The following is a 26459-nucleotide window of genomic DNA, read 5'->3' on the forward strand; positions in this document are numbered from 1 at the left end:
AGTTTTGTATTATTTCCGTCTCTCACTTCAAAAATGGTTTACTTTATGTTGATTGCGGTTTATGGAAAGATGATTGTTACCAAATTATCTGGATCTTCTGCTAAAAAAACTAAAAATCACTGGATTTTAGGATTGTGCCCATTTTTCAATATTTTTATTAGATTTTAACAATTCAATCCATATCGTATCTTTTTTATCTTTTAACAATTTTGTAATATACACAGTGACGAGGGTAACCACTATGGGAGCTATAAATGGTAAAACGCTTATAATATCTTTATAATCCATAATCTGTCTTGGTCACAGCTATAATAGAGCTTATCTTATTAATATTATTTGGAGGTTTTTTAATCTATTTTATTTGAAGAGGATTGTCTTATAATCTGTATCTCCATCTATCACAGATTCAGCTTATAATAAGGGCTACATGCTGCGGTTACAATAATTAGAAATCTTGTGTTAGGGCAATTAAAAAACCTGAGTAGTTACAAAATAGGACGTTACCCTTTTATCCTCTTCAGCCTGAAAGTATTTTCGCGTTCCATCTCCTCAAGCCGGAGCACGATGAAATCCTTGGCTTCGTTAAGCTCGGGTATGACCTTGAACTCAAGCGCATTCACCCTGCGCTTTGTTTTCTCGATATCCTCAAGCAGCTTCTTCATCGTGGTCTCGATCTCGGCCGCCATGATGATCTTCTCCACAAGTATCTCATAGGAATCCACGGCCTCGTCTATCCGTGAGGTCGTGCCGATTATGCCGTAGCCATGTTCCTCGAGTTTTTTATGAACGCTTGAAGCTTCGATCTTCGGGACCACGACGCCCATCACGTTCTTGCTTTCAAGTTCAAGTTTTGGCGTGTCCCTGAGAGCAAAGGCAGTGGATTTCACTACAACCACGCCTTCCACTGATTTTGCTATGGCAAGCTTCTGCGAAGCCTGAACGAACTGCTTCTCCACATCGGCGCGGATGTCCTTGGCTTTATCAAGTATCGCGAAAAGCTCAAGTATCAGGCCATCGCGCTTCATTTTCAGAAGTTTGTGCCCGCTCTGGCTGAGCTTTATTTTTTTCTTGAGGTCGATTAGCTCCGAGCGTGTGGGTTTAATGTTGTCTTTTATGGCCATATTATTCTTTTTTCTCTTCCTTTGCCCTGTGGGCCGGATGATACTTCTGGATGTACTTGTTATCGATCCTGGTGAGCTGGGCTTCAGGCAATTCCGAAAGGAGTTCCCACCCGATATCGAGAGTTGTCTCGATATCCCTGTTCTCCTCCGCGCCCTGCCGGACAAACTTGTCCTCGAACATATCAGCGAACTCAAGGAATTTTTTGTCTCTATCTGAGAGAGCATCCTTGCCAACTATGGCAACAAGGCCGCGCAGGTCGCGTCCTTCTGCATAGGCGGCATACAGCTGGTCCGAGACCGCCTTATGGTCTTCCCTTGTCCTTGTTGCGCCTATACCTGAGTTCATCAGTCTTGAGAGTGAAGGCAGCACATTCACCGGTGGATAAATGCCTTTCCTGTGGAGTTCCCTCGATATCACGATCTGCCCTTCCGTGATATACCCCGAAAGATCAGGGATCGGGTGGGTGATATCGTCGCCGGGCATGGACAAAATGGAGAACTGCGTCACCGAGCCTTTTCTTCCCTTGATAACACCCGCGCGTTCGTAAAGCGAAGCCAGGTCTGTGTACATGTAACCGGGATAGCCTCTCCTGCCGGGGACTTCTTCCCTTGCCGCGCCCATCTGGCGCAGCGCTTCACAGTAATTGGTGATATCTGTGAGGATGACGAGCACGTGCATGTCATGTTCATAAGCAAGGTATTCCGCGGCGGTGAGCGCAAGCCGCGGGGTGATAAGCCGCTCCACAGCCGGGTCATCTGCAAGGTTCAGGAAGACTACGGCTCTCTGGAGGGCTCCTGTCCTTTCAAAGTCGCGCATGAAATACTGCGCTTCCTCATTGGTGATGCCCATTGCAGCGAACACTACCGCGAACTGTTCATCCGAGCCCCGAACTTTTGCCTGTCTTGCAATCTGCAGCGCGATCTCATTATGCGGCAGACCTGAACCCGAGAATATAGGGAGCTTCTGGCCCCGCACAAGCGTATTCATCCCGTCAATGGTGGATATACCTGTCTGGATAAAGTCTTTCGGGGGAAGGCGCGCATACGGATTTATGGCCGCGCCTGTGATCTCAAGCCTGTCCTCTGGCACTATACGCGGGCCGCCATCCAGTGGTTCTCCGGAACCCGAAAGGATCCTGCCGAGCAGGTCTTTTGAAACCGGGAGTTTGATCGTCTCGCCGGTGAACCTGACCCCGCATTCCTTGTTCAGGCCGCCTGTGCCTTCGAATATCTGCACCACGACCACATCATTTGAAGTATCAAGCACCTGACCTCTTTTGGTCGTGCCGTCTGGAAGGTTGATATTGACAAGCTCGTTATATCCCACTGGTTCCGTCTTTTCTACAAAGATGAGCGGCCCTGCGATTTCCCTGATCGTCTTGTATTCTTTAGTCATGTTACTTGCCCCCGAGCTTCGAAAATTCTTCTTCCATACTCTTCATGATCACGCCAAGTGCTGCGTCAAACTCCTTCTCGTACTTGACTTTTGCAAGGTCATCCTTTGATTTTAATTTCATGATATCTTCCATCGGGGCCCCGCCCTCAAGTGCTGTCTGGGCCTTGTCGCCCCATGAGGTAATGGCTTTTAGCAACTTGTACTGTTTATCCATGGAGCAGAAGGTATCCACTTCGTGATAGGCATTCTGCTGCAGGAAATATTCCCTGATCATCCGTGCGATCTCAAGCGTGAGTTGCTGATCCTCGGGAAGAGCATCCGAACCCACAAGCTGGACTATCTCCTGGAGCTCGGCCTCTTTCTGGAGCAATTCCATCGAATCGTTCCTGAGTTTTACCCATTCGGAAGAGACATGCTCGTTATACCAGTCACCCAGTGCCTTGGTGTATAACGAATAACTGTTAAGCCAGTTTATTGCCGGGAAATGCCGCCTCTGCGCAAGTTTGGCATCAAGCGCCCAGAATACTTTTACTATGCGAAGCGTGTTCTGGGTTACAGGTTCTGAGAAGTCTCCGCCCGGGGGAGAGACCGCTCCTATGACCGTGATCGAGCCTTCCCTTCCGCAAAGTGCCTTCACCTTACCCGCGCGCTCGTAGAATTCGGAGAGCCTTGCTGCAAGGTACGCCGGATAACCTTCCTCGCCCGGCATCTCTTCAAGGCGTGATGATATTTCTCTCATCGCTTCCGCCCATCGTGAAGTAGAATCTGCCATCAGGGATACATCATATCCCATGTCCCTGTAATACTCTGCAATCGTAATTCCTGTGTAAACAGAGGCTTCCCTGGCCGCCACTGGCATGTTGGAGGTATTTGCGATCAGCACCGTCCTCTCCATCAAAGGCCTGCCGGTTTTTGGGTCCTCAAGTTCAGGGAACTCGCTCAGAACGTCTGCCATTTCATTGCCCCGTTCGCCGCACCCTATGTAAACAACGATCTCAGTATCGCTCCATTTTGCAAGCTGCTGCTGTGTTACTGTTTTTCCGCTCCCGAAAGGACCAGGGATAGCTGCAGTTCCGCCTTTGGCGACCGGGAAAAGACCGTCAAGGATTCTCTGGCCCGTGATAAGAGGCGTGTTTGGCATCAGCTTCTTGGTGACCGGTCTTGGCTTCCTGACAGGCCATTTCTGCATCATCGTGAGTTCCTTACCGCTAAGTGTGCACACCACCTCATCGACTTTGAATTTGCCGCTATTTATCTCATCAACCGTTCCTGAAATATTGGGCGGGACCATTATCCTGTGCTCGATATTCTGCGTTTCCTGAACTGTCCCTATGACATCTCCCGGATTCAATCTGTCGCCTTTTTTCACGGCAGGTACGAATTCCCATTCTTTCTTGCGCGAAAGACCATTGGCAGAAACGCCCCGCTTGATAAAGTCCCCCATGCTGTCTTTTAATACCGGAAGAGGGCGCTGGATGCCATCGTATATGCTTTCCAGCAGACCCGGTCCGAGTTCGACGGAGAGCGGCATACCTGTATTTTCCACAGGTTCACCTGGCCTGATACCGGACGTTTCTTCATACACCTGCACTGTGGATTTCTCACCTTCTATTCCGATGACCTCGCCCATCAGACCTTCCTTTCCAATTTTGACCACATCGTACATTTTGGTATTCAAACCGCTTATGATAACAACTGGTCCAGAGATTCTATAAATTTCACCTTTTGTTTTCATTTTCCATGACACCTCTTATAAGTCTCCCGAAACAATTCGGGTTCGGGGATATTATCATTCATTTCCAAAGATCTACGCCTACAGATTGCTTTATTTTCTCCCGGAGATTGGTACTCTCACCTTTTCCACCAATCACGAGCACCGTGGGCTCTACCGAATCATCAAGGGTTTTTTGCATCTGCGCGGATAATTTGTTAATATCATCATTGTGTATCACAAGGATGGCCACAGACCTGTCATTCAGCACGCCCTGTATCCTGGCCTCCAGATTATCCGGGGCTGTCTCGTAGGTCTTCCGAATGCCGGCAAGACGAAAGCCGATCACAAAATCACTGTTCCCAACAACTGCAATTTCCATCTACATCACCAGGTGGGCCTTTATTATTTCCTCAGGAAGCTTCGTCTCTTTTCCGCGCACGATTATTCGGAGGTTATCGACTTCTATCTTCTTGCTCAGGATATAATCCAGAATAGGCAGGATCGACAGCGGGTAATAATATGATATCCTTGAAGCATAGACAAGCCCATATTTCTCAAGACGCGTCTCGATATTTATAAGGGAGGTCAGGTCTCCGATTATGTCCGCGATCGCATTCCAGTACGAATATTCCTCAAGTGCGCGTACGAATTCGGGAAGGGAAAGGGATGCCAGTCTTCCGAGGTCTGCGTCCTTAAGTTCCAGACCTCCGGGGATCAGGAGCTTGATTATTTGCTCGCGTTCCATACCCGCGCGTTTCATCCTGAAAAGCATCTTGAGGTTCTTGAGATCGATCTCGGTCCTGAGGAATTTGAAGAATAGTTTATTTCCCGTTTCCTGGGCCGCAGCCGTGCGTCTGGAGTAATAGTTTTTGTCCAGGGCGTTCTCTATCTCCGAAAGGTCTCCTTTGTATCCTTCAAGGGCAGAATAATAAGGCGTTCCTGCAAGCGCTGCAATTATGCCTTCGACCGTGCCAATCTTAACGAGATCTGTCAGGTCCCTGTACCTCAGCTGGCCTGCGGAAACCACATCTTCCAGGATTTCCTCCTCGCTTGCCCCTGAAAATTTGCCTCTCAATATGGTCTTGATGTTCCATACGTCCCAGGATCGAAGATATTCTGTGATAAGAAAATTTGCCTCGTTCTGCGACACCTCTATCAATTTGCGGTAGGTCAGCGCCAGGTTCTGGCTCAATGCATGTTCAAACAGGTCAGTACCCTTGTATTTTTTTCCCAGTTCATCAACATCCTTCTTATATTCGGACTCTTCAATAAAACGGATTATCTCGGGAATCTCCATGTTGAGAAATTTCGGATACATCTCCACGGGGATGAGCTTGCTCTTCATACCCCTGACCCTGGCTACGATGTATGCATATTTGACCGCGTTTGGACCGCCCATTTTTTCACCCGAACAGGATATCCGATACCTGTTTCAAAGATTGTTCGCTCACTTCTTTTAAAATCGTGTCATATTTGAAATCGAGGGATTCCGTACCATCCTCATTTTCTATGACTACTCCTCCCATAATGTCAATTTCCCCGGCATATTCGAGTTTCGTGATCTTTTTCACGAAAACCTTGTCCTTGCCGTTTGAATATATCTTGCTGTTGTCTGCTTCGTATTTTCTGATAATCGACTGCATGAGTTTCTGATTCTTTTCAGCCGGGAGTTTCAAGACTGATGACTTTGTCTTTTCGGCCACTTCATCAAGAACCTCCTTGCGAGCGTTCAGTAATGACCTTTTTACCTCGAGATTGGCGCTTGATATTTCTTGCTGTCTTATCCTTTCAATTTCTCTCCTTGCTTCCATTTCCTTGGCCGCTTTGATCTTCTCAGCCTGGGACTGGGCTTCTGCGATGATAAGCGAAGCTTCCTTATACGCTTCTCCGCTGATCCTCTCAGCTTCTGCCTTGCCTTTGGCCTTGATCTCCTGAACTATCGCATCAAGTCCCATATTCGTTCACTTTTTTAGAACACGAACAGCAATATCAATGCTACGACAAGACCAAATATCGCGATGGATTCGGGAATGACGGTCATAAGCAGACCTTTACCGAAGAACTTCTCATTTTCTGCCATTGCGCCTACTGCCGCCGCACCGATGGCCTGTTCGCCCATGCCTGCGCCGATTCCTGAAAGTCCTACCGCTATTCCTGCTCCTACAGCTACCATTCCTGCTTGTGTTGGGTCCATATTTTTTATTCCTCCGTATATTTTCTATTATAACCAAAGGGGGCGTACTTCTTACCTCCCCCCTCATAAAATTTAGTGAAAAATTCCACGTATTGAAGCCTCAGGGAGTGAAGCCCTGGTCCCAGTATGCCCAGTGATAAATTTATTAAATGTCCTACGAACAGTACTACCACGCCGATGAGGGCAAGCCCAATCCCGCCGCCCAGCAGCACACCGCCCGGCCTTATGAAAAGGTTCATAGAAAGGGTATTTACCGCAAGGGCTATTCCTGCCGATGATAAGCCTATTGCAAGTATCCTTGTATATGAAAGTACGTTGGAGAGAAGCGTAGGTATCTCCATTATAGAGATGAATCCTTCGCCTTTTATCAAAAGCACGACACCGATAATAGCAAGTCCTACTCCTCCGTCAAAAACAGGGTCTCTTGAAGGGACATGTTGACCTGACATCATAGCTGGCATTAATTTAGCTATGGCAGCAACGCCGCCCGCCAGAATCATAATCCAGCTCCCCTTTGCAAAGACCGCATGCTTTAGATCGTGCTCTATCGCAATATTGCGAAAACCTATGACCAATCCGAGAAAGATATGCAATATCCCTATAACTAAGGTCATAAGAAGAAGAGACTGCACCGCCTCAAACCTTTGCACCGGTAGATGGAATCCTGCAATCGTAGGGCCTGCAATTCCGAAAATACCGTGTTCCAGTACTCCTTTAACTTCCACGTTAAACAGCGGGAAGCCGAAGAACTCCCCGTATATAATGCCGAATATTATCGAGAGGAACGCTGAAAGGAACAATATCAGGGCAAGCGCATTGAGACCGCCGGTCTTGAATTTATTTTTGATTATTATGGCCATGGCTGCCACGATGAGACCGTACCCGACATCACCAAGCATGATGGCATAGAATAGCGGGAAAGTTATAAAAATCACAGATGCGGGATCGATCTCCCCGTATTTTGGTGTGGCAAAAGTATCTATCAGGAGTTCAAAGGGTTTTGCGATCCCTGGATTTTCAAGTTCTATCGGTATATCTTCTTCTTTCGCTTTCTCTTCGATCCTGGTTAAATAAACCTGCCCTTGCGTGTTTTCCTGCAAAACCGAGTCAAGTTCATGGAATTTTCTCGAGGGCACCCATCCATCTATAATGAATGCATTGGGGCTCGTGGCAAATCTGAGAGGTGCTTCTGCCTTCTGGGTCTCTATGGAGAGATGTTCGTCCGCAGCAATTATGAATTCTGAATATTCCTTCTTGATGTTATCAAGTTCGGATTTTATGGATGCCTGCTTTGCCTTAAGTTCCATTACCTCTTTGGTCAGCGTTTCGAGTATTACAGGAGGGTTACCTTTCAACTCAGGGATCTTTAATTCAACATAGGTGCGCTCTTCCTGAAGGAGTTTTTGGGTTTCTGACTCAAAAACCTTTGGAATGAAAAGAGCAAATACTTTTCTTTTTTCGTATTCATCGCTGAATAATTCGTAATTGGCTGTAATCCTGGTGAGTTTTGGCTCTATATCTTCAGCGATAAATCCAGCGTACACTTTCACGGTATCATACCCGTGGTATGCATCTATTGATAGCGGGAGCGCCATCAATGGTTTTAAAGCAGAGATCAGGTCTTCCTTCTCCTTTATCCTGAATTCGATGTTCCTCAATTCATCAAACCGGGATGATACTTCTTTCTGGAGATGGGTAATTTTCTCATCGATCTGGGAAGGGAGGTCTTTTGAACTCAGTTTCATTGCAGATTCTTTTCCGATAACCCCTAACTGGTTTGAGATCCCGCGTAAAGAAAGAAGATATTCTGAGAGTTTAGATGCGGGTTTCAACGGGCGGCCGATCCTGAAATCTTCGGTCTCTTCGTTATAATCCGTTATATGGAGCAGGTTCAGTTTGTGAAGGGCGGATACAGTTCCTTCAATATGATCTCTTGTGCCAGCAATGATGACCCGGGTCATTTTTGTGGGTTTAAGCATTGGCTGCCCTCTCAAATTCCGTTAGAATGAATTTCGAGGCTTTTGCGACGTTATTTCTCGCTTTCTGTTTGATCTCTGAAGCTTCAAGAACCCCTTTTTCTATGATCTTTTCTTTTTCTTTCTGGATATTCTTCCGAGCCTCACTTATCTGCAATTGCGCCTGCAGGATAACTTCTTCCTCCGCTTTCCTGAGAATCTCTTTGGCTTGCACCCTGGCCTCAGAAATCTTCTTATTTTTCGCCTCATTCGCTTCGGCCACCGCAGCTTTGGCAGATTCTTCAGCCATCTTTATCTCGGATAAAATTTCAGCTCGTGTCATCAAATTCCTCTTTCATGAAATAATAATAGTGATTCGTTTTGATTCCTTCACATAGGGGAACACCTACATAAATTATTCGATTTCAAAGCGTGGTTTTCTAAGGGCGCATCTCTATTTTTAATGAAAAATCGTTTTAATTGCTACCATACCCGCGGTCATAAATGCTCCCGAAAGTAGCGGTATCATGAAATTGTCGTCTATAGCCACTCCTTTGACCCTCACTGGGACTGTATCCCCGATGGTTGCGCCCAGAGCCCCCGCAACATATACCCAGAACGGTATTTGAATCATATCCCGTGCCATGGGAAAATTTGAGAGTATAGCACCTATGATCACGCATACAAGAAAAATCGTGACCATTATCGGGAAGGGTTTGATGTCTGCTTTATTACCTGATTGCCTGACATTTCCGCCTTTGATAGCTGCGCCTGCCAGCCCTGCTGCAGTGTCCCCGATGGCCAGCATCAATATTGCAGCAATGGCGATCGTTTTTTCAAATATGATTATTGAAATAAGGGCTGACATCTGAAAATAGATATATCCCGCTATCTGTTTATTTTCATGGGGACGGAGCAGCATTTCGGGGAGGCTTATTTTTCCATTCAGGCGCAGCCATTCTATCACCAGGAGAATAGCATTGATAAAAGCCAGGCCCATGGCTGCCGTTTCTTTATTTAGAAAAAAATAAAAAAATGGGATCAGGGAACCGATAAGGTGAAAGGCTTTCCTTTGAATTTCCCTGGATAGATCGAACATAGGACACTACACTTTAATACCTGCATCCTCGAAAGATTTCCCCCTGTAGATCATATCGAATATGTTGCCCGCAAGCTCCGCCATAATCGCACGCACCTGCTTCATCGAATCCCTGTCTCTGATCGTAACAGTGCCGTCCTCAAGGGTCTGATAATCCACGGTTATGGAATAGGGCGTACCTATCTCATCGTTCCTGCGGTACCTCCTCCCTATGGTTCCCGAGTCATCGAATGCCACCAGGATGCCTGCCTTTCTTAGCATTTTGACAATCTCGTTCGCCGGTTTTATGAGCTCCTCGCGCGTGAGGAGAGGCAGCACAGCGGCCTGGATCGGGGCTACCTCTGCAGGGAGGCGGAGTACTATACGCATCTCATCCTCTTCTCCCTTTTCGACAGCTTTTTCTTCAAAATATGAATGTTCAAGAAGGGAGTAGGTGATCCTGTCTATCCCGAATGACGGTTCTATCACATGCGGTATTATATTCTCGCCATGCAATTCCTCGGTCACGGTCTCAAATGTCACTGCTTCTTTTTCGAGGCTTATGGTCTCACCGTCTATTATCAGATCAATGGTATCCCCGGTGAGATCTTCCGGTTTCAGGAGTTTCAGTGCATTTGAGATCTTGCCGGCTTTTCCTTTGAACTTCGGCCCCAGGATCCCCATGTTGGGTTTCACTGCAAAGCGCTCGACCTTTTTGGGTTCATCGTACGGGATATATACCGTAAGTTCAGTTTCGCTCTGCTTTGCATGGGCCTTCAGATCATAATCCGTCCTGTCCGCGATACCCACCACTTCCACCCATCCGAACCTTTCACTTAATATCTCGGCATCCCAGCAATCCGCTGCATAGTGTGCCATTTCATCCTTCATATGCTGCCTGAAACGCAGTTTTTCCTTTGATACGCCCACGCGCAGGAGGAACTGGTATGTCAGGGCAAGACAGTATCCCAGGAATTCATGGGCTATAACTTTGTTTTTTACCGCTTCCCCGATCGACATCTTCTCGAATCCGGTCTTTTGGACATCGCTGCCTTCCCCTGTTGTTCCAGATTCATGGAAATAGCTCTGCATTTCCTGTGAAAAAAGGTTCAGGACAATATCAGCGACTTCCTTGAATTTCGGATGCGTCTTATCCCTCGGGTCGATGAATATCTCGGCCTCCGCCTGCGTGAACTCCCGCAGGCGTATCACGCCCTGGCGCGGCGATATCTCATTGCGGTAGGCTTTCCCGATCTGCGTTGCCCCGAAGGGCAGCCTGTCCCGGTAGAATTTCAAAAGGCGCGGGAAGTCCACGAACATCCCCTGTGCTGTCTCAGGCCGCAGGTATCCCGCACGTTTTCCACCGGGTCCGATGCTGGTTTTGAACATGAGGTTAAACTCGTAGACCTTTCCGAGCCGCCCGCCGCATTCAGGGCATTTGACATTGTTCTTGCCGATCACCCTGGAAAGCTCATCCGCGCTCAGGGTATCAGGATTATCCACAACGTCCTTGACAAGATGGTCTGCCCTGAAAGCCTCGTTGCATTTCTGGCATTCCGTCAGAGGATCGGAGAAGCCCCCCACGTGCCCGGATGCGATGAAAATATCCTCAATACCTATCGTGGGCGACTCGATCTCGTAATACCCTTCGTTAATGACAAAAATATCCCGCCAGATGTTCTCCACGCGGCGCTTCAGCATGGCGCCCAGAGGCCCGTAATCATAAAAACCTGCTGTGCCGCCATACAGCTCAAATGAGCCCCAGAGAAAACCGCGGCGCTTGGCAAGTTCGATCACCTGTTCGTATTTGTCAGCCATGTGTAGTCCTCGCTTTTGGCTTAATACAGGGTTTGGGATTATTAAGGTTTCATTTGGATGGGCTTGTTTCCCGGAGGAAGTTTGAAAATTATTTCAAAAGATATGGTGCGGAGATAATCTCTGGGCCTCGTTTTATGCAAAAATTAATAGAAAAACGGGCAGTATGTTATTGGACAGTATGTTAGGCATAATAAGATTGTAAATGTCCTTTCTCGGACACTACATTGGGCGATCTTAATATATCTTCAGGGCTTCGGGCAATTTTAGAAACCGAATTCAGTTTTGAAACTGTTTCCGGTAAGATTTATATCCCACCCTGGCGGAGTCTCACTGATCGGTGTCACAATACCTGTGCACCGATTAAGATAATTGCCATCACCACCATTCATAATGTCATAGTGGGCATTACCATGAATATTGTAGTTCTCCACGTTGATGTGGTGGGCTCCATTTATGATAGCTATACCAGAAATAAAGTCTATCATAAGACCGGTTGGTTCTCTGACTCCGGTTGCAGGATTCATTCTGCATATGGGACCGTTTCCGGCGGCAATGCCATTGATTAGTGTCACATTATAGCTTTCAATTCCATCTATAACAATGCCACCACTATCATCAGCACTTGTTATCGTGTATTGAACTAAGACATCATGAGAGTTATTGATCCAAATGCCCTTTGCATCATCGTAGGTGAACTCGTTGCAATCAGTGCCTCTTGCCAGGTTACATTGGGAACCAATCGTTATGTAATGGCTGTTTTGCATGAGAACTCCATCTCCGTCGGCCTTTAGCTTGCTACGGGTAATATTAATATGATCAGATGAATTCAACAGAACCCCATGATTTCCTATTCTGTTGAGGCTTAAACTATCCAAACTTATATTGCCAGATAAGTCTAGCTGTACTCCATTTACGCCAAAAGCATCCTGTGAGTTACCCGCCACATCCGAGATTGTGGTGGGTGTATGAATATTTACAAGCCATATTAACTTGGCGCCTGTTGCTGGAACCTGTGCGAAGTTTGATTGGATGCAGCCTATTTTGAAGAACTTTGTTATTTTTCCTTCCGAGTTATCGACTTTTATCGCATACCCTGGTGTGAGATTCTTGATCTGCCAATTGCTAATCAAGTAGGGATCCGTAGCTGTCCCAGTTCCCGAAACTACACCATTAGTGCGGTTAAAATCATTGTCACTGGTGATAAAGATCGGTTCATGAGGCAATGGATTGCAGAGAGGAGATGCTGCAGCTGGTGTAACTGAAACCGCGACCTCAAACACCGAAAGGAATAGAAGGAAACCAACTACAACAGCTATAATTCTATGATCGATTTTTCCCAAGGTTGCAATTTTCCATTTAAAGGATACTATATTCATAATCACTCCATTGAAGCATCGATTGTAATTACCCCATTTAATCATTGATGGTCATCATATATGAAATTATCTGTATTTGAATACAGCATACCACAGATGCTTTTTTGCAGGCAGTGGTTGATAAACGCTTACTACACGCATTATATCTACCACTCGTAAGAGCCATACCAGTGATGTTTTTTCAAGGTATGTTCAGGAGATAACACATATTACCGATGCATTATTGCAGGCAATAATCGAGATAAGCTCATAGCTTAACTTGTCGCCCACTTTGGGGGCGCAGTCCTTGACTTGAAAAACAAAAATCAAGACAACAATCAGTCATTTAAATATCTGCGGGAGGCCGTATATTTCCTCCAGATTTAAACGCATTCTGCATAATTTCCTTACTATATCCTTCCGGGATCTTCCCTGTATCTGCATAAACATACAACGCAGTATTAAATACAGTATTTGCCACACTGAACACCAGGATTACGCCGAGGAAGTACAATACGGCAATTGCAATTGTAATAATTATCCCGGCGAGTCCTAAACCTGCCAGTACGAACAATAACACGAACGCTACAATTACACCAAGGAATAAGAATAAAAATTCAATCGTTCCCAGCCCGAAATACCTGATCAGGCTTTCTCCCCATGTTTTCTTTAATGTCTGTACGGATTTCTTTATTGCATCCATCGGTCTGAGGTCATTATAAACCATTGCAGGAACTACGAAAATAGTGATTATGCTCCACATCATTCCCAGAATGGACGTGAGAATATTCAACACTATTCTCCCGGATTCGCCCGCTCTCTCTGCCATATTATCAATTATTCTCAAGATCAGTCCCACGGTTGCCACAATAATGCTCCAGGTGATAATCAGGCCTATCTTGGAACGGGCAAACTTTATACTCTCCGAGAAAGTGGCATTCCCTCCCTCGAATCTTATCTTGGTTGTGTAAACAACGCACACATTGAAGAAGGTAGCTATAAACGCCAGTCCAAGATATGTTATAAAAAATATAAGATACTCTGTAATCCCATAAGATCCCGGACCTCTTCCTTCCATAAATGATGTGATAATGGATGGAAAGAGCATTACCAGAATAAATATGATCGAGAATATGCCAGCCAATAAAGGAAACAATAAAAGCTCTTTGTCTTTCTGTATCACATTGAAACTTAATTTTGTGATTTCCCAGCTTCTTGAAAATGTTTCAAACAAGATGTCCACCTTTTCTTGGTTTCATATCTATCGGCAAAGGTAATATATACCTTTTCCTGTGGGAGCGGGATACCGGGCACACTAAAACCATCCGCTCACCGTCTGAGATTTTCAAATATTATCCAGTGCCTGTCCCAAATCCCCGATAATATCGTCGGCATCCTCAATGCCCACCGATAAACGTACAAGCTCATCCGCTATCCCGTACCTGATCCTGTCTTTCCGCGGGACCACCGCATGTGTCATCGTGGCCGGATGCTGGATAAGCGTACCTGTCTCGCCAAGACTCACGGCAAGGGTGCACAGCTTTAGATTGTCAAGGAATACAGGGACATCTTCTGCTTTTTTCAAAAGGAATGCAATCATCCCCCCGTATCCGCTCATCTGCTTCTGTGAAAGGTCATACTGCGGATAATCCGGAAGACCGGGATAAATAACGCTGCTTATTTTTTCATGCCGCTGCAAAAATCTCGCCACGGACATGGCATTCTCAGTGTGCCTGTCCATTCTTACAGACAGGGTTTTCATACCTCTCAGGATAAGCCAGGAATTGAAAGGGCTGATCGCGCCGCCCATGTTCTTTGCCGTATGCCTTGCCCGTTTTATGAAATCCGAAGAACCTACGATTATTCCTCCCAGCGTGTCCCCGTGGCCATTCAAGTATTTTGTGGCGCTGTGTATCACCACATCCGCGCCAAGCCCCAGAGGCTTCTGGAAGTATGGCGTCATGAACGTATTATCAACAAAGACCTTCGCCTTCTTATCATGCGCCACCTCGGATACGGCTTTTATATCAGTCAGTTTCATCGTTGGATTTGCCGGCGTCTCAAAGAAAACAAGTTTTGTATTCTTACGAAATGCATTTTCAACGTTGGTGATATCTGAAGTATCTATAAAACTCACATCCACTCCGAACTTTTTAAGCTCGACGAACAGGTCGTACGTGCTCCCGTAGATCACCTCATCAGCAATAACATGGTCACCCGCCCTGACTTCGGTGAACACCGCTGCACTGATCGCCGCCATTCCTGAAGCCTGTGCCAGCCCCGCCTTCCCTCCTTCCAGGTTCGCCATCTTTACTTCCAGCGCTTCCGTGGTCGGGTTCAGGCCGCGGGAATAAACATAACCATTCTCCCGCCCGCCCATCACATTTGCAGCATGGGCAGCGCTTCTGAATTCAAAAGGCGCGGTCTGGTATATCGGGGTTACAACCGCTCCAGTTTCCGACTGTTTTTCTCCCGCGTGTATCGCCCGCGTAGAAAATCCTGCTTTTTCAAGATCCATAAGCTTCGTTTTATATCAATTTCAGATAAGGGGTTTTGGCTGCTTCTCCTCAGGCTGAACCGGGAGCTTCATGGTGTTTATCAGGATGGGATCTGTGACCTCTTTCGCACGTTCGAGCAGCATTTCTTTTCCGCACTGCGTGATGGCGAATATGGGGATAGCTGTCCCGAACTGCGCTATTGTCTTTCCTGTGATACATCCCCGGATCCACTTCGAGGTGCATCCTGTGGTCATATCCACCAGGTCCAGGAATTCCTTCGCCTCGTTTTCAGGCATACCTGTGGTATGGACGCCGAAACCGATGACCTGCACCTTATATTTTTGTTCAAGTTCCCGCATCGCACGCATGTCCGCTGCATTCGTGACAGAGACCCCTATCTTCTTATATCCAAGCTCGATGGCCTTTTTGACGCCCGCCACCTGGTCTAATGCAGCAGTCTCCGGGTCAAGCACAATGCCTCCGACTTCCTGAATGCGTTCGATGAGCTTTGGAATTGGCGTGGTCTCGACAAGCCCTGAAATGCGGGAACCCATGCCCTGAGCCAGCTTGGGGTTGCTCGTGATCACAGTGCCTGCGCCATCGCAGGCGGTCACGCATGTATCCAGAAGACCGCGGCGCAGTCCGGTCATAAAAGTTTCACTGGCGCCAAAGCCCACGAATATCTCCATCTCGATAGCCCTGTCCTCAGTGAACAGACCGAAGTCCTTGATCCTGAACTCGATATTCTCCTTTGCCGTCCTTGGCGTGAATTTCTTTATGCCTCTGACCTTGTCGAAGATGGGACAGTATTCAGTTTGGGGTTCCCCGACTTCCACTACTTTGCCGCTCTCCACGACTACGCGCGTCTTTCCGAGAGCTTCCATTACATGTCTGTCTTTTGATTTTGCCATGATGGTATATTGGTCCTGAGAATATTAACCATTAAGATATCGACAAAATTTAAAAAGTCGAGGCAAGATTTGCCTTGAAATTAATTGATCCTGCTTTTTAACACTCTGCCGTGCTCATCTATCTCCCCTCGTTTGATGCGCGTGCTGGAGATGGGCAATCCATCATCCGCAAGAACATAATCCACCAGAACAATCTTTATTTCTCTCATGCCCTTTTCTCTCCGGATCCTGTTAATTTTCCGCGCCGCAGGATTGGTCTCGGGAGATACCACAAGATAATCGAAATCTTCAGTTACAGTCGGACCATACGGGTCTTCCAGCTTCACTATTACCGGTGTCTTTCCCATCGCAAGAATGAATCGCATGACTCCATCATGGCGTGAACGATAATTGTCCACGATATGATTCTTATTACTGACCATTTCATCAGATGTCAGACCGATAAGTAAATCGCCGTTGCGGCTCAATTCAGCGGCTCTCCTCAGGAGAGCTTTATGTCCGTCATGCAGAGGGTCAAAAGTCCCTCCTGCTGCTACACGTGCCATAGCCTAAGAATTGGATAGCTAAACGATAAGAGTATCTTTTAATATGTCCTGTGCGATTTTAGGGGCAATGAAAAGAAAGGCTTTTCAAATGAAGGGATATGCCCTTATGCCACGTAAAGCGAGGGATCGGTTATGAATGACGAGACCATACACTGGGCAGATGTTATCGCGGAAAATGTACTTGAGCGGGGGAAAAAACATACAGTAGCCTCGGGAATCACGCCTTCGGGAGCTATCCATATAGGCAACATGAGAGAGGTAGTGACAGCTGATACTATTTACAAAGCGCTCAGGGACAAAGGCGCAGATGTGCGACTGATCTACATTGCAGATACCTACGACCCCCTGCGTAAAGTCTATCCATTCCTTTCAAAAGATTATGAGAACCATGTCGGAAAGCCGCTCTCCGAAATACCATGCCCATGCGGCGGCCATAGGAGCTATTCTGAGCATTTCCTTCTTCCTTTCATCGAAGCGCTTCACACGCTAGGGATCAGGCCGGAGGTTTTCAGGGCGGATGAACTTTATAAGGAGGGAAGATACGTCGATGCCATCAAGAGAGCCATGGCCAACAGGGACGCAATAGCCCTCATCCTTTCGGAAGTATCCGGGCGGGAGCTGGAACCGGACTGGAGCCCGTTCAATCCTATCTGCAATGAATGCGGACGATTAAATTCGACAAAGGTGGCCGGGTTCGATGCCGAGAAAGAGACTATCGATTACGTATGTAAATGCGGCTCGCAGGGTACAGTAACCATGAAAGGTGGTGGAAAACTCACATGGCGTGTTGACTGGCCTGCCAGATGGCCGATATTCGGGACTACTGTCGAACCTTTCGGCAAGGATCATGCCACTGCAGGTGGTTCGTACGACACGGGAAAACGAATTTCGCGGGAGATATATGATTACGAACCTCCTTACCCGATAGTGTACGAATGGATCATGCTGAAAGGCAAAGGGGCAATGCACTCATCCACGGGTCTTGCCATCTCGATAAATGATATGCTTGAGATAGTGCCTCCTGAAGTCCTGCGCTACCTGATAATCAGGCAGAGGCCAGAAAAGCATATCGAATTTGACCCGGGACTTTCTCTTCTTAATCTTATTGATGAGTACGACAGGGTGGAGGGCGACAAGCGCGCCTACCAGCTTTCCCAGACCGAAGGAACCGGACCTTCCAAAATCCCTTTCAGGCACATGGTGACGGCAGTGCAGATCGCTGATGACAGAGGTTTTGATTACCTCCTGACCGTGTTGAAGCGAACGGATTACGATACCTCTGATCTGGAGGCGATCAGGCAGAGAGCGAATAATGCCAGGAACTGGCTTGAAAAATATGCACCTCTGTTCGTGAAGTTCAAAGTCCAGGAGACCATGCCCCCTCAGGTGAAGAGCTTCTCGAAAGAGCAGAAGATGGTGCTTGCGATACTTGCTGATGAACTCGAGCAGGGGATGAGCGGTCAGGATATTCACGATAATATGTATAAGGTGGCAGAGGAGACCGGGCTTGACGGGAAAAAAGTCTTCGAGACCGTGTATCTTGCGCTTCTCGGGCTGAAATCAGGGCCGAGGGCGGGGCATTTTCTGGCATCGCTTGATAAGGATTTTTTAGTGAAGAGGTTCAAGGAAGCGGGCAAGTAATGAATTGATGCTTGATTCCTTACACTAGCTTCAAAAAATTTGCATTATCAAAGAAGATTTAAATATTATAAAATTTAAACAGTATTTTATGGCCGTTCCAGATTATCAAAGCATAATGCTTCCATTATTGAAGTTTGCCAAAGATAAACAAGAGCACTCAATTCGAGAAGCTATTGAATATATCTCTAAGCTATTCAATCTGAGTGATGAAGAAAAAAGAATGCTCTTGCCCAGTGGACAGCAACCAATAATTAGTAATAGGACTGGTTGGGCAAGAACATATCTTAAAAAAGCAAAACTTTTGGAAACCACTAAACGGTCTTATTTCATAATTACGGACAAGGGGTTGGAGGTTTTAAAAAAAAATCCACCAGAAATAAATGTGAAATTTCTAGAACAATTTCCAGAATTTTTGGAATTTAGAACTTTAAAAAAGGATGAAAAAGAGCATTTTCTGCAAGAGGAGAATTATAATCAAAAAACGCCCCAAGAATTACTCGAAACGTCATACATCGAGATAAAACGAAATCTAGCCCAGGAATTGCTGAGTTCTGTTAAGAATACGACGCCCGAATTTTTTGAGAAACTTGTAGTAGATTTGTTGAAAGAAATGGGATATGGGGGATATCTATCAGATGCTGGGGAAGTTATCGGAAAAAGTGGGGATGAAGGGATAGATGGGAAAATAAAAGAGGACAAATTAGGATTGGATATTATCTACATTCAAGCAAAAAGGTGGGAAGGAACTGTCGGACGACCTGAAATACATAAATTTGCTGGAGCTTTATTAGGACAAAGAGCGAAAAAAGGCATTTTCATAACCACCTCAAACTTTTCAAAAGATGCTAAGGATTATGCTGAAAGCATAGATGCCAAAATTAGATTGATTGATGGAGAGGAACTTGCTGAATTGATGATTGATTATAATATTGGTGTTTCAAAAGTGAAGACTTTTGATATCAAGAAAATAGATTCAGATTATTTCATTGAAGAATAATATAGTAGGTAACATAGAAGGTTGTTTGAATGAACATTCCGCTAGAAAAAGCAATAGATATAATAATCAAATCTGTGAATCCAGATAAAATCATACTTTTCGGCTCTCGGGCAAGAGGGGATTACAAAAAAGAAAGTGATTATGATATCTGTGTAATTAAAAAAGGTGTTGAACACAGGAGAAAACTGGCGCAGCAAATATACAGATTCCTCTATGGTGTGGGAGTACCTGTAGATATTATCGTTGAAACACCTGAGAGATTTGAGGAGCTGAAGGACAATCCTTTCATGATATACATAGAAATTTCTAAGTACGGGAAGGTGGTTTATGAAAAATCAGTCTCTGGCTGATGAGTGGTTAAAAAGGGCAAGAAGCAATCTTGAAAGAGCCAGAGCAGGAAAAGTCTCTGAAGGAATACTATATGAAGATCTTTGAGGATATGGCTCCCACTCATGATCACTTCCTCAACACCTCAAATAACATGAAAAACCCGATAATCAGCACGGCTGCAGCCCATATCGAAATATCGCCCAGTGCGTAATATTTCGCCACCCCGATCGCCAATCCCAGTGTGCCAAGCCCCACTGTGAACCTGCTGATATTTATATTCCAGATTATCCTCAGCAAATTCAATATAAGCAATATTGCGCCGCTTCCTGCGTATATCAGCACCCATTTCTGCGCATTGCCTATCCGCCCCAGGCCTTCAAGAATCCAGCTTCCCCCGATCAGTATGAAGAACAATGCCCAGGATAATTTAATGAGCCTGAGGTTGAGCATTTGTCTGGCAATGAAGGTTTTTTCATCCATCACGACTTCTACTTTAACCATTGCCACCTGAAATGAGGCTCATGAAGTTTAAGCGTTACTCTTTTTAATGGGCCTTTTTATCTTTGATTTATTGAAGACAAGTTCAAGGATTCCGTTATTGCAGGAAGCTTCCATGCCTGTTTTATTAACCCTTGCAGGCAATTCAATCGTCTCCATCAGGGTTCCCTGCGAATTACTGGCTGTAATTTCAAGAACCCTGCCTTTACATGAGATCTTTAGGTCCCCCAGGTCCATTCCTGGAAGTCCCACAACAGCGTGTACCTTCTTTTCGGTTTCCAGGATATCGACAGGTGATCTCTGCAATTCTTGGGGATGATAAAGCTCCTGTGAATTCAAGACCACGATCGGACATATATTCACTGATATCCCGATATCAATAGGCCTGTCCTCGGAGATCTCAATCTCATCAAGTATCTTTCCAAGCGTTTCCTCTAACTGTTTTAAGAACTCATCGATGTCGTTTATTTTTTTCATTTCTTTATTTTTCCTTTTTCGTTTTATCTTTCTTGATAACCCTTGAAAAATCTATCATGGCTTCATATTCTTTCACATCCCATGGAGTGGGCCTCACAATATTAAAAGCTTTCTGGAAATGCTCGTTTTGAATTTTTACCCCCTGAGCAACTCTCTTCACTTCCTCCCTTTCCATCCCGGGCCTGATGCAGTCCCGAAGTGCTAACATGGCGGCCTCGCGGCATATGGCCTCAATATCGGCGCCGGCATATCCTTCCGCGCGCTGGGCAAGCTTTCCCGCATCGACCTGTTCAGAAAGGGGTTTCCCTTTCAGGTGAATATTGAATATCATTTCCCTCTCTTTGAGATCCGGAGGTCTTATATAAATAAGCCTGTCAAGCCTCCCTGGTCTGAGGAGCGCGGGATCGACCATATCGGGACGGTTGGTTGCCGCTACCATCACCACGTTCTTGAGTTCTTCAAGCCCATCCAGTTCTGTGAGTATCTGACTGACCACCCGCTCTGTGACATTGGAGTCAAACGCGCTCCCACGCGTCGGTACCATGGAATCTATCTCGTCAAAGAAGATGATGACAGGCGCTGCCTGGCGGGCTTTCCTGAAGATCTCCCTCACGGTTCGCTCTGATTCGCCCACGTACTTGCTGAGAAGCTCCGGGCCTTTGATGCTTATAAAATTTGCTTCGCTTTCGGTGGCTATGGCCTTCGCAAGCATGGTTTTGCCCGTTCCAGGAGGACCAAAAAGCAGAACGCCTTTCGGTGGCCGTGTATTTATTGCCTCAAAAGCCTCCGGGTATTTCAACGGCCATTCCACAACTTCAATTAGCTCCTGTTTCACCTGGTCAAGTCCACCGATATCGCTCCATTTCACCTGCGGCACTTCTACGAATACCTCGCGGAGGGCAGAGGGCTCGATATTCCGGAACGCATCATAGAAATCGTCCCTTGTTACCACGAGTTTTTCCATGATTTCAGGTGGAATTTCCTCTTCGATGTTGATCTTCGGCAGGATGAGGCGGATGGCATGCATCGCTGCTTCCTTGCATAGAGATGAAATGTCGGCGCCCACGAAACCGTGCGTCATGTCGGCTATTTCGCGCATCCCTTTTTCCTCGGCCATTTCATCCGAAAGCGGCATCCCGCGTGTATGAACCTGGAGTACCTCAAGCCTTCCCATCCTGTCAGGGATACCGATCTCTATCTCGCGGTCAAATCTCCCTCCGCGGCGAAGAGCCTGGTCAACGGCATTGGGACGGTTGGTTGCGGCGATCACCATGACCTGACCGCGTGTCTTCAAACCGTCCATCAGCGAGAGCAACTGCGCCACAACGCGACGCTCCACCTCGCCCGTGACCTCTTCTCTCTTTGGGGCTATGCTGTCTATCTCGTCAATGAATATAATAGTGGGAGCCGTCTTTTCGGCTTCATCGAAGATATCCCTGATCTGCTTTTCGCTTTCGCCGTAGTATTTGCTCATGATCTCAGGGCCGCTTATTGAGATGAAATTCGCATCGGTCTCGTTCGCCACGGCCTTTGCTATCATGGTCTTCCCTGTACCCGGGGGCCCGTACAACATAACGCCTTTCGGCGGGTCTATGCCGAGTTTCTGGAAAAGCTCTGGATGCCGAAGCGGCAGTTCTATCATTTCCCTTATCAGGCCGATCTCACGCCGCAGCCCTCCTATGTCTTCATAGGTTATGTGCGTGGGGCGCACTTCCAGTTCTTCCATCACCTGTTCTTTCAAAATTATATTGGTCGTCCTTGTCACAATAACAGGCCCCGTGGGCTGCGTGGATACCGCTATGAACGACAGCGGGTTGCTTACGGTCTCGATGCGCAGCCTCTGGCCCTTCATGATGGGCCTTCCCTCAAGAACACGGTGCAGGTACTGCGGTCCTCCCACAAGACGAACCTGCTGGGTGGGGGCTAAAACAATCCTGTTAGCAGGCATTGCGTTATGTTTTTGTATGTAGATCTTATCGTCGAGGGCGACACGCGCATTTGTCCTTATGTTGCCATCGATCCTTATCAGGTCAAGTCCCTGATCTTCGGGATAGCCGGGACCTGCGATAGCGCAGGTCTTTTCCTTACCTATCACCAGGATTAAATCACCGCTCTGGATGCCGGATTTTTCCATCTGTCCGCGGTCTATCCGCGCAATATCCTTGCCAACATCCCGGTGATGGGCTTCCGCCACTCGCAGCTGTATTTTTTCATTCATGCTAATGCTAAAATATGTTTTGTTATTGTAGATAAAACATTAGCATGAACTTGTAGCTAATCTATTGGTATATGAAGTTCTCAGATATCTTCTTGTATTTCTCCATCTCTTTCTTGGACTGCGGCTTCACTTTTGCCATGGCATCACGTATATGATGATACCCTATCTTCAGTTGATCGAGTGCCTCTTCACCCGTGGGTTTACCTGAATTGACGAATTCTCGTATTGCAAGCATCGTGGCCTCATTGCATATCGCTCCAATGTCCGCGCCTGTGAAACCTTCTGTATCCTCAGCAAGCCTGTCGAGATCAACATCGCTTCCAAGAGGTTTGTCAGCCAGGTGGATCTTGAATATCTCGTGCCGCGATGTCTCATCCGGCGGAGCAACATAAACCAGGCGGTCAAGCCTTCCCGGACGCAGGAGCGCGGGATCGATGATATCGGGTCTATTGGTCGCAGCAATGACAGTGACATTGTGCAGCTCCTCAAGACCGTCTATCTCCGAGAGCATCTGGCTCACGACCCTCTCAGTTACATGGGAGTCCGATCCTGTTCCCCGCGAAGGGGTTATTGCATCGATCTCGTCAAAGAAGATGATGCACGGTGCTGATTGCTTTGCTTTTCTGAATGTCTCACGGACAGCTTTCTCGCTCTCACCTACCCATTTGCTCAGGAACTCTGGGCCCTTCACGCTTATGAAATTCGCCTCGCTCTCTGTGGCTACAGCCTTTGCCAGCATGGTCTTCCCCGTGCCGGGCGCGCCATAGAGCAAAATTCCTTTCGGCGGTCTGGCATTGAGGTGTTTGAACAACACAGGATATTGCATGGGCCATTCCACGGCCTCTTTCAATTCCTGCTTCGCATCTTCAAGCCCTCCGATCTCGCTCCAGTGCACGTTCGGCGACTCGATGAACACCTCGCGCAGGGCAGATGGCGTCAATTCGCGCATGGCATTGTTGAAATCGTCTGCCGTTACCGTCATCTTGTTCAGTATTTCCACAGGCACGCTCTGCACATCAAGGTCGATCTCAGGAAGCACGCGCCTTATCGAGCACATCGCCGCTTCCCGTGCCAGGGCTGCAAGGTCTGCGCCCACGAAACCGTGAGTGAGGTCTGCGAACTTTTCAAGTTTCACGTCCTCAGCAAGAGGCATTCCTCTTGTATGGATCTGAAGTATCTCAAGCCGCGCCTTCCTGTCCGGGACACCTATTTCTATCTCCCGGTCAAACCTGCCAGGGCGGCGAAGCGCAGGGTCGATGGCATTTGGCCTGTTCGTGGCCCCTATGACCACGACCTTGCCCCGCGCCTTGAGACCGTCCATCACTGCGAGAAGCTGCGCAACAACGCGCCGCTCCACTTCGCCCGTGACTTCCTCCCTCTTCGGGGCTATGCTGTCTATCTCATCTATAAGTATGATGCTTGGGGCATTCTCTTCCGCCTGCTTGAAAATATCACGCAGCCTCTCCTCAGATTCGCCATAGAACTTGCTCATTATTTCCGGGCCGCTGAGGGTGTGGAAATTAGCGTTCGTTTCCGAAGCAAGGGCCTTTGCCAGAAGGGTTTTACCAGTGCCGGGCGGACCGTGGAGCAGCACACCTTTCGGTGCCTCAACACCGAGGCGTTCGAAGATCTCGGGATGGCGAAGGGGAAGCTCGATCATCTCCCTGACCTTCCTGACCTCGTCCCCCAGACCGCCAATGTCCTCATAAGAAACCCTGGGGATTGAGGGCAGTTCCTTTGCGGGTTTGTCGCTAATATCTATAGTAGTGGCATCGGTTATTATCACAGAATCCGTGACAGGCTTTATTGAGATGACCACAAGGTCAACGCGCCTTCCCATGATATTCAATTCGACCGCATCTCCTCTTGTGATGACACGTCCTTCCAGGTTGTGTGATAAATAGGCCTCTCCTCCCTGGATCTTCAGGGGCTGGGTGGGCGCGAACAATACCTTTTCGGCAGGCGCGGTCTGTATCTTGCGTATCTGTACCCTGTCATCGATACTGACCCCGGCATTTCTCCTCACCGTCCCGTCAATGCGTATTACTCCCGAGCTGCTGTCCTCGGGATAACCCGGCCATATCAAAGCGGCCGTCCTTTTAGTGCCCTCGATGCCTATGACATCACCCGTCTGCAGGCCGAGTTCATAGGCGACCTCGGGATCCAGGCGCGCTATTCCCCTGCCTGCATCATAGGATTTTGCCTCAGCAACTTTCAAAGCTATGATTTTATCTTTCTTATCCATATATGGTCTTTTTTTTGAATTCAATAGTATTTCTTTGTTATTTACTCAATATTTACTTTCTTTCCTTTCGGTGTATGGAGTTCTTTAAGTTTGAGAGTTACTTCCAGCACACCGTTATTGTACTTTGCTCTGGAGCTGTCCGGATCAACAGGCGCAGGGGCTTTAATATTTTTAAAGTATTTGCGCCCCTCACCTTCGGCTTTTATGAATACCTCTTCCTCGGTTGCGCTGACTTCAATGTTTTCCTTGCTTATCCCCGGCATTTCGGCAGTGATATTGAGCTCATTGTTCTTTTCATCGATCATCGCGCTGGTGAAGGGCTCTCTGATATCCTGCTCCGGCCTGACGCTCTGCCCAGGTCTCACGTTCCCGAAGTGCTCCACGTGGGCCACACCATCAGGTCCGACCTGGACGCTGAATCCATAGACAACTGGTTTGTCTCCGAGCATCATGCTATTCATCATTTCATTCATTTCTTCAAGCTCTTTCTCAAATTGATCAAAAATTCCTGTGTCGTTTTTTCTCCATCGTTTGAACATATATTTTTACCTCTGAATTTATTTTTTATTAGCCTATCCTGTAACTATTTTCGTTCTCTTTTATCATTTCTTTGTTCTGCATTCTTGATAGATATTTCTCAAGCACATATTCCGGTAATTCAAGCTGCATGGAAAGTGCACGCTTGTTCATCGGGCTTTTCAACAAGGCATAGAGTATTTCGGCCTCGATTGAATCTTCAGTGATGTCCTCAATGGCATCCATGCTCTGCCCCATCGCTCCCGCGATATTTGCCTGGACTTCCTGGTATTCGCTCATTATCCGCTGCCTGTGCTGCAGAAGTTCCTGTATCTCATTATGCAGGGATTTCAGGTCTGCGATCGCACGGACAGGCTTTTCTTGCTCATCCGAGACGGCAATCGTACTGATCTCGACTTCAAAGGAGTACGGCGACACAAACACTTCCATTCTCAGGTTGTCCATTATATGGAAATACTTGCGCCGCTGTTCATCCACGCTGGCTTCGATCAGACCTGCTCTCTCGAGGAGCAGAAGGTGCCCGAGAACAGCTTTTGCCCCTACGTCCAGCCGTTCTGCTATCTCGCTCATATAGCAGGGCCGGCTCGCAAGGAGGTGCAGGATTTTCCTGCGGTTCTCGTTCCCGAGTATGTCCAGGAGTTGTGCTGATTCCATGTTTGTAGGCTTCACCCCGGGTTAGTGTCTTGGGGTTACTAACCTTAGGTTAGTGGTGATAGTATATAAAGCTAATCCATGAAAAAAGTATGTTCACCGAAATCCACCTGCTTGGCATTTCTATTGCTTTTGCCAATGCAGCCCCTGTCTTCATAGTTTCTTCCGTGCCCCTAATTTTACACCACAATTATTGTTATGGCTCAAGATGCCCGGATGCACGAGAACGCCTATTAGATTCAGTCATAGACTCCCGAATCGGGGGCTTCAGGAAGGTGCA

General features: G+C 47.1%; 25 protein-coding genes. 3 read left to right on the forward strand and 22 right to left on the reverse strand.

Annotated features, from left to right (window positions below):
* Window positions 1–500 precede the first annotated feature (500 nt).
* The 16 genes from O8C65_09835 to O8C65_09910 all read right to left on the reverse strand — a co-directional run bounded on the left by O8C65_09835 (window position 501) and on the right by O8C65_09910 (window position 16585).
* Window positions 501–1121, reverse strand: a complete 621-nt coding sequence (locus O8C65_09835) for a V-type ATP synthase subunit D (GenBank protein MCZ7357223.1) — start codon at window positions 1119–1121, stop codon at window positions 501–503.
* Window position 1122: 1 nt separating this feature from the next.
* Window positions 1123–2517, reverse strand: coding sequence for an ATP synthase subunit B (locus tag O8C65_09840; protein ID MCZ7357224.1), 1395 nt, complete (start codon window positions 2515–2517; stop codon window positions 1123–1125).
* Window position 2518: 1 nt separating this feature from the next.
* Entirely contained in the window at window positions 2519–4252 is a 1734-nt protein-coding gene (locus O8C65_09845) for an ATP synthase subunit A (GenBank protein MCZ7357225.1), read from the reverse strand.
* 58 nt (window positions 4253–4310) lie between these two features.
* On the reverse strand, window positions 4311–4610 hold the full coding sequence (locus tag O8C65_09850) for a V-type ATP synthase subunit F (protein ID MCZ7357226.1): 300 nt from the start codon (window positions 4608–4610) through the stop codon (window positions 4311–4313).
* Window positions 4611–5630, reverse strand: a complete 1020-nt coding sequence (locus O8C65_09855) for a V-type ATP synthase subunit C (protein ID MCZ7357227.1) — start codon at window positions 5628–5630, stop codon at window positions 4611–4613.
* A gap of 4 nt (window positions 5631–5634) precedes the next feature.
* Window positions 5635–6186 (reverse strand): V-type ATP synthase subunit E, encoded by a 552-nt coding sequence (locus tag O8C65_09860; GenBank protein ID MCZ7357228.1) that lies wholly within the window; start codon window positions 6184–6186, stop codon window positions 5635–5637.
* Between the two features lie 14 nt (window positions 6187–6200).
* The gene (locus O8C65_09865; protein ID MCZ7357229.1) at window positions 6201–6425 is read right to left on the reverse strand and encodes a V-type ATP synthase subunit K; all 225 of its coding nucleotides are present in this window, start codon (window positions 6423–6425) and stop codon (window positions 6201–6203) included.
* Between the two features lie 5 nt (window positions 6426–6430).
* Window positions 6431–8404: a V-type ATP synthase subunit I gene (locus O8C65_09870; protein MCZ7357230.1), complete on the reverse strand. Its 1974-nt coding sequence runs from the start codon at window positions 8402–8404 to the stop codon at window positions 6431–6433.
* Window positions 8397–8723 carry an ATP synthase archaeal subunit H gene (gene ahaH / locus O8C65_09875; GenBank protein MCZ7357231.1) on the reverse strand — a complete coding sequence of 109 codons (327 nt, stop codon included), beginning with the start codon at window positions 8721–8723 and terminating at the stop codon, window positions 8397–8399. Before ahaH ends, O8C65_09870 begins: the two co-directional genes overlap by 8 nt.
* Before the next feature lie 117 nt (window positions 8724–8840).
* A complete protein-coding gene (locus O8C65_09880; protein ID MCZ7357232.1) occupies window positions 8841–9380 on the reverse strand; it encodes a hypothetical protein in 540 nt (179 codons plus the stop codon).
* A gap of 105 nt (window positions 9381–9485) precedes the next feature.
* Window positions 9486–11276 carry a glycine--tRNA ligase gene (gene glyS / locus O8C65_09885; protein MCZ7357233.1) on the reverse strand — a complete coding sequence of 597 codons (1791 nt, stop codon included), beginning with the start codon at window positions 11274–11276 and terminating at the stop codon, window positions 9486–9488.
* 263 nt (window positions 11277–11539) lie between these two features.
* The gene (locus O8C65_09890; protein ID MCZ7357234.1) at window positions 11540–12652 is read right to left on the reverse strand and encodes a hypothetical protein; all 1113 of its coding nucleotides are present in this window, start codon (window positions 12650–12652) and stop codon (window positions 11540–11542) included.
* Window positions 12653–12977: 325 nt separating this feature from the next.
* Window positions 12978–13865 (reverse strand): DUF6159 family protein, encoded by an 888-nt coding sequence (locus O8C65_09895; protein ID MCZ7357235.1) that lies wholly within the window; start codon window positions 13863–13865, stop codon window positions 12978–12980.
* 111 nt (window positions 13866–13976) lie between these two features.
* Entirely contained in the window at window positions 13977–15149 is a 1173-nt protein-coding gene (locus O8C65_09900; protein ID MCZ7357236.1) for an aminotransferase class I/II-fold pyridoxal phosphate-dependent enzyme, read from the reverse strand.
* A gap of 21 nt (window positions 15150–15170) precedes the next feature.
* Window positions 15171–16040 (reverse strand): DUF2099 family protein, encoded by an 870-nt coding sequence (locus tag O8C65_09905; GenBank protein ID MCZ7357237.1) that lies wholly within the window; start codon window positions 16038–16040, stop codon window positions 15171–15173.
* Between the two features lie 80 nt (window positions 16041–16120).
* Window positions 16121–16585: a phosphopantetheine adenylyltransferase gene (locus O8C65_09910; GenBank protein MCZ7357238.1), complete on the reverse strand. Its 465-nt coding sequence runs from the start codon at window positions 16583–16585 to the stop codon at window positions 16121–16123.
* Between the two features lie 132 nt (window positions 16586–16717).
* Here O8C65_09910 and lysS point away from each other — a divergent pair, with 132 nt between their 5' ends.
* The 3 genes from lysS (at window position 16718) to O8C65_09925 (ending at window position 19573) form a co-directional block, all read left to right on the forward strand.
* The gene (gene lysS / locus O8C65_09915; protein MCZ7357239.1) at window positions 16718–18226 is read left to right on the forward strand and encodes a lysine--tRNA ligase; all 1509 of its coding nucleotides are present in this window, start codon (window positions 16718–16720) and stop codon (window positions 18224–18226) included.
* An 88-nt stretch (window positions 18227–18314) separates the two neighbouring features.
* Window positions 18315–19223, forward strand: coding sequence for a restriction endonuclease (locus O8C65_09920; protein ID MCZ7357240.1), 909 nt, complete (start codon window positions 18315–18317; stop codon window positions 19221–19223).
* Window positions 19224–19252: 29 nt separating this feature from the next.
* Complete coding sequence (locus O8C65_09925; protein MCZ7357241.1) at window positions 19253–19573, forward strand: nucleotidyltransferase domain-containing protein; 321 nt, start codon at window positions 19253–19255, stop codon at window positions 19571–19573.
* Between the two features lie 106 nt (window positions 19574–19679).
* Here O8C65_09925 and O8C65_09930 read toward each other — a convergent pair whose 3' ends face one another.
* The 6 genes from O8C65_09930 to O8C65_09955 form a co-directional block, all read right to left on the reverse strand.
* On the reverse strand, window positions 19680–20054 hold the full coding sequence (locus O8C65_09930; protein MCZ7357242.1) for a hypothetical protein: 375 nt from the start codon (window positions 20052–20054) through the stop codon (window positions 19680–19682).
* 27 nt (window positions 20055–20081) lie between these two features.
* Window positions 20082–20528 carry a hypothetical protein gene (locus O8C65_09935; protein MCZ7357243.1) on the reverse strand — a complete coding sequence of 149 codons (447 nt, stop codon included), beginning with the start codon at window positions 20526–20528 and terminating at the stop codon, window positions 20082–20084.
* A 4-nt stretch (window positions 20529–20532) separates the two neighbouring features.
* Window positions 20533–22746, reverse strand: coding sequence for a CDC48 family AAA ATPase (locus O8C65_09940; protein ID MCZ7357244.1), 2214 nt, complete (start codon window positions 22744–22746; stop codon window positions 20533–20535).
* A 61-nt stretch (window positions 22747–22807) separates the two neighbouring features.
* Window positions 22808–24991, reverse strand: coding sequence for a CDC48 family AAA ATPase (locus O8C65_09945; GenBank protein MCZ7357245.1), 2184 nt, complete (start codon window positions 24989–24991; stop codon window positions 22808–22810).
* A 41-nt stretch (window positions 24992–25032) separates the two neighbouring features.
* Window positions 25033–25530 carry an Hsp20/alpha crystallin family protein gene (locus tag O8C65_09950; GenBank protein ID MCZ7357246.1) on the reverse strand — a complete coding sequence of 166 codons (498 nt, stop codon included), beginning with the start codon at window positions 25528–25530 and terminating at the stop codon, window positions 25033–25035.
* Window positions 25531–25558: 28 nt separating this feature from the next.
* Entirely contained in the window at window positions 25559–26182 is a 624-nt protein-coding gene (locus tag O8C65_09955; GenBank protein ID MCZ7357247.1) for an ArsR family transcriptional regulator, read from the reverse strand.
* Window positions 26183–26459: the final 277 nt, after the last annotated feature.

It is taken from the genome of Candidatus Methanoperedens sp., from assembly GCA_027460535.1.
Taxonomy (GTDB): Archaea; Halobacteriota; Methanosarcinia; order Methanosarcinales; family Methanoperedenaceae; genus Methanoperedens.

Coding starts and splice junctions, on each gene's coding strand:
- O8C65_09835 (MCZ7357223.1), bottom strand. CDS start 1,121: ATGGCCATAAAAGACAACATTAAACCCACACGCTCGGAGCTAATCGAC.
- O8C65_09840 (MCZ7357224.1), bottom strand. CDS start 2,517: ATGACTAAAGAATACAAGACGATCAGGGAAATCGCAGGGCCGCTCATC.
- O8C65_09845 (MCZ7357225.1), bottom strand. CDS start 4,252: ATGAAAACAAAAGGTGAAATTTATAGAATCTCTGGACCAGTTGTTATC.
- O8C65_09850 (MCZ7357226.1), bottom strand. CDS start 4,610: ATGGAAATTGCAGTTGTTGGGAACAGTGATTTTGTGATCGGCTTTCGT.
- O8C65_09855 (MCZ7357227.1), bottom strand. CDS start 5,630: ATGGGCGGTCCAAACGCGGTCAAATATGCATACATCGTAGCCAGGGTC.
- O8C65_09860 (MCZ7357228.1), bottom strand. CDS start 6,186: ATGGGACTTGATGCGATAGTTCAGGAGATCAAGGCCAAAGGCAAGGCA.
- O8C65_09865 (MCZ7357229.1), bottom strand. CDS start 6,425: ATGGACCCAACACAAGCAGGAATGGTAGCTGTAGGAGCAGGAATAGCG.
- O8C65_09870 (MCZ7357230.1), bottom strand. CDS start 8,404: ATGCTTAAACCCACAAAAATGACCCGGGTCATCATTGCTGGCACAAGA.
- ahaH (MCZ7357231.1), bottom strand. CDS start 8,723: ATGACACGAGCTGAAATTTTATCCGAGATAAAGATGGCTGAAGAATCT.
- O8C65_09880 (MCZ7357232.1), bottom strand. CDS start 9,380: ATGGGCCTGGCTTTTATCAATGCTATTCTCCTGGTGATAGAATGGCTG.
- glyS (MCZ7357233.1), bottom strand. CDS start 11,276: ATGGCTGACAAATACGAACAGGTGATCGAACTTGCCAAGCGCCGCGGT.
- O8C65_09890 (MCZ7357234.1), bottom strand. CDS start 12,652: ATGAATATAGTATCCTTTAAATGGAAAATTGCAACCTTGGGAAAAATC.
- O8C65_09900 (MCZ7357236.1), bottom strand. CDS start 15,149: ATGGATCTTGAAAAAGCAGGATTTTCTACGCGGGCGATACACGCGGGA.
- O8C65_09905 (MCZ7357237.1), bottom strand. CDS start 16,040: ATGGCAAAATCAAAAGACAGACATGTAATGGAAGCTCTCGGAAAGACG.
- O8C65_09910 (MCZ7357238.1), bottom strand. CDS start 16,585: ATGGCACGTGTAGCAGCAGGAGGGACTTTTGACCCTCTGCATGACGGA.
- lysS (MCZ7357239.1), top strand. CDS start 16,718: ATGAATGACGAGACCATACACTGGGCAGATGTTATCGCGGAAAATGTA.
- O8C65_09920 (MCZ7357240.1), top strand. CDS start 18,315: ATGGCCGTTCCAGATTATCAAAGCATAATGCTTCCATTATTGAAGTTT.
- O8C65_09925 (MCZ7357241.1), top strand. CDS start 19,253: ATGAACATTCCGCTAGAAAAAGCAATAGATATAATAATCAAATCTGTG.
- O8C65_09930 (MCZ7357242.1), bottom strand. CDS start 20,054: ATGGTTAAAGTAGAAGTCGTGATGGATGAAAAAACCTTCATTGCCAGA.
- O8C65_09935 (MCZ7357243.1), bottom strand. CDS start 20,528: ATGAAAAAAATAAACGACATCGATGAGTTCTTAAAACAGTTAGAGGAA.
- O8C65_09940 (MCZ7357244.1), bottom strand. CDS start 22,746: ATGAATGAAAAAATACAGCTGCGAGTGGCGGAAGCCCATCACCGGGAT.
- O8C65_09945 (MCZ7357245.1), bottom strand. CDS start 24,991: ATGGATAAGAAAGATAAAATCATAGCTTTGAAAGTTGCTGAGGCAAAA.
- O8C65_09950 (MCZ7357246.1), bottom strand. CDS start 25,530: ATGTTCAAACGATGGAGAAAAAACGACACAGGAATTTTTGATCAATTT.
- O8C65_09955 (MCZ7357247.1), bottom strand. CDS start 26,182: ATGGAATCAGCACAACTCCTGGACATACTCGGGAACGAGAACCGCAGG.